The organism is Nitrospirillum goiasense (assembly GCF_034427435.1).
Lineage (GTDB): Bacteria > Pseudomonadota > Alphaproteobacteria > Azospirillales > Azospirillaceae > Nitrospirillum.
Genome location: NZ_JAXQNP010000004.1, coordinates 262,729 through 272,500 on the forward strand (window position 1 = coordinate 262,729; position 9,772 = coordinate 272,500).

The following is a 9,772-nucleotide window of genomic DNA, read 5'->3' on the forward strand; positions in this document are numbered from 1 at the left end:
ATTTGACAATGACGGGCGGTGCCAACAGCCGCCCCAGGGAGGGAAAGACCGTGACAGGCCCCGTTAAACGTATGACCAGGGCATCCAGTGACCGTTTTGTCGGCAGGGGACCGCTGGCCCGACATGCCATGGCCTACGTCTTGGCTGGTGGCCGCGGGTCCCGCCTCATGGAACTGACCGACCGCCGGGCCAAGCCCGCCGTCTATTTCGGCGGCAAATCGCGCATCATCGACTTCGCGCTGTCCAACGCGCTGAACTCGGGCATCCGCCGCATCGGTGTCGCCACCCAGTACAAGGCGCACAGCCTGATCCGCCACCTGCAGCACGGCTGGAACTTCTTCCGCCCGGAACGGAACGAGAGCTTCGACATCCTGCCGGCGTCCCAGCGTGTGTCTGAGGAGCATTGGTACGAGGGCACGGCCGATGCCGTGTACCAGAACCTGGACATCATCCAGGATTATGAGCCGCGTTACATGGTCATCCTGGCTGGCGACCATATCTACAAGATGGATTACGAGTTGATGCTGCAGCAGCACGTCGACTCTGGCGCCGATGTCACGGTGGGCTGCCTCGAGGTCTCCAAGGATGAGGCCCGCAGCTTCGGCGTGATGCATGTGGATGCGCACGATCGCATCATTTCCTTCGTGGAAAAGCCCAAGGATCCGCCCACCATGCCGGGGTCGACGGACCGCTGCCTGGCGTCCATGGGCATCTATGTCTTCAACACCGAGTTCCTGTTCGACCAGTTGCGCCGCGACGCCGCGGAGCCCGGGTCCTCCCGCGATTTCGGCAAGGACATCATCCCCTACATCGTGAAGCACGGGAAGGCGGTGGCCCACCACTTCTCCCGCTCCTGCGTCCGCTCCAGTTCCGAGGCCCAGCCCTACTGGCGCGATGTCGGCACGGTCGACGCCTATGCCGAGGCCAATCTGGACCTGACCGACCTGGTGCCGGACCTGGATCTGTATGACAACGACTGGCCCATCTGGACCTACAGCGAGATCACGCCGCCCGCGAAGTTCGTCCATGACGAGGAAGGGCGGCGCGGCCAGGCCATCTCCTCCCTGGTGTCGGGCGGCTGCATCGTCTCCGGCGCGTCGCTGAAGCGGTCGCTGTTGTTCACCGGCGTGCGCGTGAACTCCTTCTCCTCCGTCGAAAACGCGGTGCTGCTGCCCTATGTCGACGTCGCCCGGTCGGCGCGGCTGACCGGGGTGGTCGTCGACCGCGGCGTCACCATCCCCTCCGGCCTGGTGGTGGGGGAGGATCCGGAGGAGGACGCGCGGCGCTTCCGGCGCACGTCCAACGGCGTCTGCCTCATCACCCAAGCCATGATCGATCGCCTGAAGGCCTGAAGGATAGATGCCCATGCCGATTTCCGTACTCTCGGTCGCCTCGGAGGTGTTCCCCCTGATCAAGACCGGGGGGCTGGCGGATGTCGTCGGGGCCCTTCCGGGTGCCCTGGCGGCGGAGGATGTGGCCGTCACCACCCTGGTGCCGGGCTATCCCACCGTGACCGAGGCCCTGCGCGAGGGACGGGAGGTGCATGCCTTCGCCGACCTGTTCGGCGGCCCCGCCCGGCTGGTGGCGGGCTCGGCCCATGGTTTGTCCCTCATCGTGGTGGACGCGCCGCATCTCTTCGCCCGCTCGGGCAACCCCTATATCGGACCGGACGGCCGGGATTGGCAGGACAACGCCTTGCGCTTCGCGGCCCTATCCCGCGCGGCGGCGGAAATCGGGCTGGGCCGGGGCGGTGTTCCGCAACCCGATATCGTCCATGCCCATGACTGGCAGGCGGGTCTGGCGCCAGCCTACCTGACCTATGATGGCTGGCGGCGCCCGGCCACAGTGATGACGGTGCATAACCTGGCTTTCCAGGGGCAGTTCGAGGCGACGCTGCTGCCTCGCCTGGGCCTGCCGCCGCATTCCTTCGGCATGGAGGGGGTCGAGTATTACGGCGCCGTGGGGTATCTCAAGGCGGGGCTGCAACTGGCCGACCGCATCACCACGGTGTCCCCCACCTATGCCCAGGAAATCCGCGGGCGGGACGCCGGCATGGGCCTGGACGGGCTGCTGCGCGCCCGGTCCGCCCATCTGTCGGGCATCATCAACGGCGTGGACACCGCCATCTGGGACCCGGCCAGCGATTCCTTCCTGCCCGCCCCGTTTTCGGCCAAGCAGCTCAAGGGCCGGGCGGCGGCCAAGGCGGCGCTGCAGGAGCGTTTCGGCCTGGCGACCGACCCCAACGCCCTGCTGTTCGGGGTGGTCAGCCGCCTGTCCTGGCAGAAGGGGCTGGATCTGCTGCTGGAGGCCATCCCCACCCTGATCGCCGCGGGTGGCCAACTGGTGCTGCTGGGGGCGGGGGAGCCGGCGCTGGAGCGCGGTTACCGCAACGCCGCCGCCGCCCACCCCGGCCGCATCGGCTGTGTCATCGGCTATGACGAGCCGCTGGCCCATCTCATCCAAGGCGGGGCGGAGGCGCTGATCGTGCCCTCCCGCTTCGAGCCCTGCGGCCTGACCCAGCTCTATGCCCTGCGCTATGGCGCCATCCCCGTGGTGTCCAGCGTGGGCGGCCTGGCCGACACGGTGATCGACGCCAACGAGATGGCGGTGGCCGCCGGCGTCGGCACCGGCGTGCGGTTCCAGCCCACCTCGACCCTGGCGCTGGAGGGGGCGATACAGCGCACCGCCGGCCTCTATGCCGACCCGGCGGTGTGGAAGCGCCTGCGGCGCAACGCCATGGCCACGGACGTTTCCTGGAGCATCCCCGCCCGGCGCTATGCCGCGCTCTACCGCGACCTGCTTCAGGAACGTGGCCCGTGAGCGGCGCTCCCATGGACGATTTTTCTGCGGGTCAGGCGCCGCGCCGTCGGGCTGATGGCCCCGGCCAGCCTGAGCCCTTGGGCGTGAGCGTCGTGGACGGTGGCATCAACGTCGCCGTCTATTCCGCCCACGCCACGGCCATCGACCTCTGCCTATTCGAGGGCGGGGCGGAGGTGGCGCGGGTGTCGCTGACGGAGCGGACGGGCGATGTCTTTCATGGCTTCGTGGCCGGCGTGGTGGCGGGACAGCGCTACGGCCTGCGCGCCCACGGGCCCTTCGACCCCCGCGCCGGCCATCGCTTCAACCCGGCGAAGCTGCTGCTGGACCCGTACGCCACCCGCCTGGATGGTCCCTTCGTCCTGCATCCCAGCCAGTTCAGCCACCGGCTGGGCGATGCCGATGCCGATCTGGGCGCCGACCAGGTTGACAGCGCCCGGTATGTGCCCAAGGCGGTGGTGGAGGCGCCCGTCGATCCCGGCCCCGTGATGCGCCCCCGGGTCCCCTGGGACCGGACCGTGGTTTACGAATGCCAGGTGAAGGGCTTCACCGCCCTGCATGAGCGGGTGCCCGAGGCGATACGGGGCACGTTCGGCGGTTTGGGCCACCCCGCGGCCGTGGACTATCTGAAGCGCCTGGGTGTGACCACGCTGGAGATCCTGCCGGCCATGGCCTGGGTGGATGAGCGCCACCTGCCGCCGTTGGGGCTCACCAACGCCTGGGGCTACAACCCCATCGCCTTCCACGCACCCGATCCCCGCCTGGCCCCGGGCGGCTGGGCGGAGGTGCGCGCCGCCGTGGCGGCCCTGCATGCCGCCGGCATCGAGGTCATCCTGGACGTGGTGCTGAACCACTCCGGCGAATCTGACGAGCTGGGCCCCACCCTCAGCCTGCGTGGGCTGGACAACGCGCGTTACTACCGCCTGCGCCGGGACGATCCGCGCTATTACGTCAACGACACCGGCTGCGGCAACACCCTGCCGGTTGACCGGCCGGCCATGATGCGCCTGGCGCTGGACGCCTTGCGTACCTGGGCCGTGCGTGCGGGGCTGGACGGCTTCCGCTTTGACCTGGCCGCCACCCTGGGACGGACCGGGAGCGGCTTCGACCCCGACAGTCCCTTCCTGTCGGCCCTGGCGCAGGATCCGGTGCTACGCGATCTCAAGCTGATCGCGGAGCCCTGGGACATCGGCCCCGGCGGCTATCAGCCCGGTGGCTTCCCCGCCGTCTGGGGGGAATGGAACGACAAGTTCCGCGACGACGTGCGCCGCTTCTGGCGTGGCGACGACCATAAGGTGGGGGCGCTGGCCACGCGGTTGGCGGGATCGTCCGACCTGTTCTGGGCCAAGCGCCGCCCCTCGCGCAGCGTCAATTTCATCGTCGCGCATGACGGCTTCAGCCTGGCCGACCTGGTCGCCTACCAGGGCAAGCATAATGACGCCAATGGCGAGGCCAACCGCGACGGTACCGACGACAACGCCAGCTGGAACCATGGGGTGGAGGGGGACAGCGACGACCCCGCCATCATCGCCGCCCGTCGCCGTGACCTGCAGGCCCTGATCGCCACGCTGATGGTGGCGCGGGGCACGCCCATGCTGGGCATGGGGGCCGAAGCGGGACGCAGCCAGGACGGCAACAACAACGCCTATGCCCAGGACAATCGCCTGAACTGGCTGGATCACGGCGCCATCGACACCGGCCTCTATGACTTCACCCGGCGGGCCATCGCCCTGCGGCGCGACCATCCCGCGTTGCGGACCGACCACTTCCTGACGGGCGCGCCCGGGTCCGATGGCGTGCCCGACGTGGAATGGCTGCGCCTGGATGGCCAGGCGATGACCGAGGGCGATTGGGGCGGCGCCGACGCGCTGGTCGCGGTGTTTGCCGCCCCGGCGGAGCAAGGCACCATCGACCGCGTCGCCGTCCTCCTGAACCGGGGATGGCGGGAATGGACGGCGGTCCCTCCCTGGAACCGGCCCGGTCACGCCTGGCACCAGGTGCTGGACAGTGGTGCTGAGGGTGGGGGGAGGACGTGGTCCTGGCCGGCCCCTTCACCCTGGGCGCCCGCAGCGTGGTCGTCTTGGCCGAGCGTGCTGCCGACCCCGGGCTCCGGCGCGGCCTGCCCACGTCCGACCTCCTGGATCGCTACGCCCGCGCCGCCGGCATCGCCCCGGACTGGTGGGATGAGATGGGCGGCCATCACACGGTGCCGGATGACAGTAAGCGCGCGCTGCTGGGGGCCATGGGGTTGGATGCCGATACCCATGGGGCGGTGCGCGATGGGCTGGAGCAATTGTCGAACGACGGCCCTTTCCGCCCGCTACCCCGCACGGTGGTGGCGACTGCGGGCCAACCGGTGCGCCTGACCCTGCCCGAAGCAGGGGCTGGCACCGGCTTGGTGCTGCAGTTGGAGGGCGAAGGGGAGCGGGAGATCAGGGTGCCGGACGGTGCCCGTCATACCGTTACGGCCCCTGACGGCCGGCGCGGCTTGGCGGTGACCATGGACATCGGGCCGCTGCCGGCGGGCGTGCACCGGTTGGCTTTGGCCCACCGGCCGGAAGTGGCCGCAACGGTGGTGGTGGCGCCGCCCCGCGCGCACTGGCCGTCGGCGCTGGCCGATGGGCGTTGCTTCGGCATCGGTGCGCATCTCTATGCCTTGCGCCGTCCGGGGGACCAGGGCGTGGGGGATTTCACCACCTTGGGCCGCCTGGGCGCCGGGGCCGGCGGCCTGGGCGCCGCCACCATCGGCGTCAATCCGCTTCATGCCCTGTTCGGGGGCGACCGGGAACGGGCCAGCCCCTACCATCCCTCGGATCGCCGTTTCCTGGACCCCCTCTATATCGACATCGCCGCCTTGGGGGATGCCGACCCCTTGGGCGCCGCGGCCAACCTGCTGGCGAAAGAGAGCCTGGCGGTGGCCACGTTGGCGGCCCGTCGCGCCATCGACTATCCGGCGGTGTGGGCCTTGAAGCGCCGGGCGCTGGCGGCCGCCCATGCCGGCTTCCAGGATTGGGCCCGGCGTCATCCTGACCATCCGACCCTACGGGACCTGGCCGCCTTCCGCGCGGCCGGCGGCGAGAGCCTGGCGCGCTTCGCCCGGTTCGAGGTGCTGGCCGATACGCATCCCGGTCCCTGGGCCACGTGGCCGGAGCTTGCGCGCACGCCCGCGGCGTCCATCGCCGCCGGGGAGGCTGATTTCCCTGTCTGGCTGCAATGGCTGGCGGACCGCCAGTTGGCCGCCGCTGCCCAGGCGGCAGCGCAGGGGGGCTGCGGCTCGGCTTTTACCGCGACCTGGCGGTGGGGGCGGCCCCCGACGGGGCGGAGACCTGGGGGACGCCAGGGGCCTTCGCCTTGGGCGCGTCCGTGGGCGCGCCGCCCGATCTGTTCTCCGCCGAGGGGCAGGTGTGGAACCTCCCGCCCCCCATTCCGCTGGTGCAGGAGGCCACGGCGGGGGCGGCGTTCGCCGAGTTGCTGGCGGCCAACATGCGCCATGCCGGCCTGCTGCGCGTCGATCACGTCATGGGCCTGAACCGCCTGTTCTGGGTGCCGAACGGCGCCTCCGGCCGCGATGGCGCCTATGTCCGGGCGCCGTTCGATATTTTGCTGGCCCGGCTGCTGCTGGAAAGCCAGCGCGCCGGCGTCGCCGTGGTGGGGGAGGATTTGGGCACCGTCCCCGAAGGCTTCCGCGAGCGGCTGGCCGATGCCGGTATCCTGTCCTACCGGGTGCTGTGGTTCGAGCGGGAGGGGGATCGCTTCCGCGACCCGGTGCGCTGGCCGGCCAACGCCGCCGCCTGCGTCTCGACCCATGACCTGCCGACCCTGGCTGGTTGGTGGACAGGGGCCGACATCACGGAAAAGCGCAGCCTCGGCCTATTGACCGACACCGCGTCCGTGGAAGCGCGGGCGGCCCGGCGTCTGGAGAAGTGCGTCCTGCTGGATCAGGTGGCCGCCGCCGGCCTGCTGCCGGCTGCCGATTTTCCCGCCGAAGATGGGGAACTGGACGACGCGGTGGCTGCCGCCATCCACGCCTTCGTCGCGGCGGCGCCCTCGGCCCTGATGCTGGCCCAGGCCGATGATCTGGCGGGGGAGGGGGAGGCCGTGAACCTGCCGGGCACGGACCGGGAGCGGCCCAACTGGCGCCGCCGCTTGTTCTCTGATTTGGACGCCCTCCTGTCGTCAGACCGAGGCCGTGCCATCCTGTCGGCGTGCGCCCAGGGGCGGACCTCATCGTCGCCCTGTTCCGATTAGGTGGGCAAAATCCTGCGGTGTGGCCCTTATTCTCGCGGGCGCGCGAGCATATATATGGGGTCTTGAGGTTCGGCAAAAATCGTCATGGTGCTGCAAGATTTCTGTAGACAGCCCCCCGGTGGGGTCACTATAACCCCGTTCACCGACGCGGCGGGCGACAACGAACGGCGCGACGGCGAAGCGATCCCTGAGTTCTGGCGGTTGACGCTGGTGATGACGGGGTGGCGGTCCTGGCGGAGACGCCGCTGGACGAAACGGAATTTGCCATTCCTGTCCGGGTTTGGGTTGGTCCTTCAGGGGATCGGCCAAGGACGGGGTTGTGGTTTGAGCGCGTATTTGCGTCTGGGCCACGGGTTCTTGAACAAGTGAACGTCTTGAGAAGGGATGCGCAGACGGCGGTTCCGATGATGGGCCCAGTACGGGCAGCAACATGGAAACGACCAGAACGCATCTTGAATACATGCTCTGAAATGATCCCCGAGCGATTGGGGATACAGGAACGGACTTGGGTTTAGGTGCCGACTACGGTTGGTTTCCGTCGAGGTTCTTGTTGGTCGCGAGGCCGATGAGATACCGCATTGAACCTGAGAGTTTGATCCTGGCTCAGAACGAACGCTGGCGGCATGCCTAACACATGCAAGTCGAACGAAGGCTTCGGCCTTAGTGGCGCACGGGTGAGTAACGCGTGGGAACCTGCCCTTTGGTTCGGAATAACTCCGGGAAACTGGAGCTAATACCGGATGAGCCGGTTGGCCGTGGAGGCTGATCGGGAAAGATTTATCGCCGAAGGAGGGGCCCGCGTCCGATTAGGTAGTTGGTGAGGTAACGGCTCACCAAGCCGACGATCGGTAGCTGGTCTGAGAGGATGATCAGCCACACTGGGACTGAGACACGGCCCAGACTCCTACGGGAGGCAGCAGTGGGGAATATTGGACAATGGGGGCAACCCTGATCCAGCAATGCCGCGTGAGTGATGAAGGCCTTAGGGTTGTAAAGCTCTTTCGCACGTGACGATGATGACGGTAACGTGAGAAGAAGCCCCGGCTAACTTCGTGCCAGCAGCCGCGGTAATACGAAGGGGGCTAGCGTTGTTCGGAATTACTGGGCGTAAAGGGCGCGTAGGCGGCTGCACAAGTCAGGCGTGAAATCCCCGGGCTTAACCTGGGAATTGCGCTTGAGACTGTGCGGCTTGAGTTCGGGAGAGGTGAGTGGAATTCCCAGTGTAGAGGTGAAATTCGTAGATATTGGGAAGAACACCGGTGGCGAAGGCGGCTCACTGGACCGATACTGACGCTGAGGCGCGAAAGCGTGGGGAGCAAACAGGATTAGATACCCTGGTAGTCCACGCCGTAAACGATGAGTGCTAGACGTTGGGGTTCTTAGAACTTCGGTGTCGCAGCTAACGCATTAAGCACTCCGCCTGGGGAGTACGGCCGCAAGGTTGAAACTCAAAGGAATTGACGGGGGCCCGCACAAGCGGTGGAGCATGTGGTTTAATTCGAAGCAACGCGCAGAACCTTACCAGCTCTTGACATCTACTGACCGGTACGGAGACGTACTTTTCCTTTCGGGGACGGTAAGACAGGTGCTGCATGGCTGTCGTCAGCTCGTGTCGTGAGATGTTGGGTTAAGTCCCGCAACGAGCGCAACCCCCATCTTCAGTTGCCATCATTTGGTTGGGCACTCTGGAGAAACTGCCGGTGACAAGCCGGAGGAAGGCGGGGATGACGTCAAGTCCTCATGGCCCTTATGGGCTGGGCTACACACGTGCTACAATGGTGGTGACAGTGGGCAGCGACCTCGTGAGGGGTAGCTAATCTCCAAAAGCCATCTCAGTTCGGATTGTACTCTGCAACTCGAGTGCATGAAGTTGGAATCGCTAGTAATCGCGGATCAGCACGCCGCGGTGAATACGTTCCCGGGCCTTGTACACACCGCCCGTCACACCATGGGAGTTGGCTTTACCCGAAGCCGGTGCGCTAACCGCAAGGAGGCAGCCGACCACGGTACGGTCAGCGACTGGGGTGAAGTCGTAACAAGGTAGCCGTAGGGGAACCTGCGGCTGGATCACCTCCTTTCTAAGGATTGCCTGCGCTGGGTTCACGGCTTGCCCGTTTTGGGTGAGCGTGGTTTTAACCGGCCCGTAGGTTCCGCCGTCGGCGCATCCCTTCTCCAGACCCTTTAGAACGGCGCGAGGCTTGAGGCTTCGTGATCCCGTGGGCTAGTAGCTCAGCTGGTTAGAGCGCGCGCTTGATAAGCGTGAGGTCGCAAGTTCAAATCTTGCCTGGCCCACCACTCTATCCCCAGCGTCCGGAATTGGTTCCGGGGGCGTAGCTCAGTTGGGAGAGCGCGTGCTTTGCAAGCATGAGGTCGTCGGTTCGATCCCGATCGCCTCCACCATTCAGCGTTAAGCGGGCTGGTGTTGAGGCTTGGGAGAGAGCAACAAGGGTTTGTCAAAAAGACGTTGTGCAAAGATTACAGGCGAGACGCTATCGCGATCGCCTGTTGATCGTCTCCGAGGAGAGGATCAGGGGTCTTGGACATTGTGAAGAGGGTCTAGTGTAACCGAGGACCATTCCCGGTTCCGTGGACGCCGTACGACGTACGGGAGTTGCGGGATTGGTGAATGACCTTCTGAAGTTTTGTCGGTCGTGACCTGGCGATGGGCTTGTCCCTGCGCGAGGGAGCGCTGACGGTGTATCAAGTG

4 protein-coding genes, 2 tRNA genes, 2 rRNA genes and 1 pseudogene (1 of these 9 cut by a window edge) are annotated in these 9,772 nt (G+C 66.7%); all 9 read left to right on the forward strand.

The window, feature by feature from the left end; genetic code table 11:
• The first annotated feature begins 71 nt into the window (after positions 1 to 71).
• Positions 72 to 1,352, forward strand: coding sequence for a glucose-1-phosphate adenylyltransferase (glgC, locus tag ULB03_RS23105; RefSeq protein ID WP_322485445.1), 1,281 nt, complete (start codon positions 72 to 74; stop codon positions 1,350 to 1,352).
• Between the two features lie 13 nt (positions 1,353 to 1,365).
• A complete protein-coding gene (gene glgA / locus ULB03_RS23110; RefSeq protein ID WP_416211182.1) occupies positions 1,366 to 2,820 on the forward strand; it encodes a glycogen synthase GlgA in 1,455 nt (484 codons plus the stop codon).
• Between the two features lie 83 nt (positions 2,821 to 2,903).
• A complete protein-coding gene (gene glgX, locus ULB03_RS23115) occupies positions 2,904 to 5,183 on the forward strand; it encodes a glycogen debranching protein GlgX (protein WP_322485446.1) in 2,280 nt (759 codons plus the stop codon).
• Positions 5,174 to 6,073, forward strand: a pseudogene (locus tag ULB03_RS23120) (4-alpha-glucanotransferase); the annotation flags it as partial. The gene glgX and the pseudogene ULB03_RS23120, both read left to right, overlap by 10 nt.
• Entirely contained in the window at positions 6,031 to 7,065 is a 1,035-nt protein-coding gene (malQ, locus tag ULB03_RS23125) for a 4-alpha-glucanotransferase (protein ID WP_322485447.1), read from the forward strand. The pseudogene ULB03_RS23120 and the gene malQ, both read left to right, overlap by 43 nt.
• 580 nt (positions 7,066 to 7,645) lie before the next feature.
• Positions 7,646 to 9,143 (forward strand): 16S ribosomal RNA (locus ULB03_RS23130).
• A 140-nt stretch (positions 9,144 to 9,283) separates the two neighbouring features.
• Positions 9,284 to 9,360 (forward strand) — tRNA-Ile (locus tag ULB03_RS23135).
• Between the two features lie 29 nt (positions 9,361 to 9,389).
• A tRNA-Ala gene (locus ULB03_RS23140) sits at positions 9,390 to 9,465 on the forward strand.
• Between the two features lie 298 nt (positions 9,466 to 9,763).
• A 23S ribosomal RNA gene (locus ULB03_RS23145) occupies positions 9,764 to 9,772 on the forward strand (it continues 2,745 nt past the right edge of the window).
• The 16S and 23S rRNA genes sit together here with 2 tRNA genes alongside, the layout of an rRNA operon.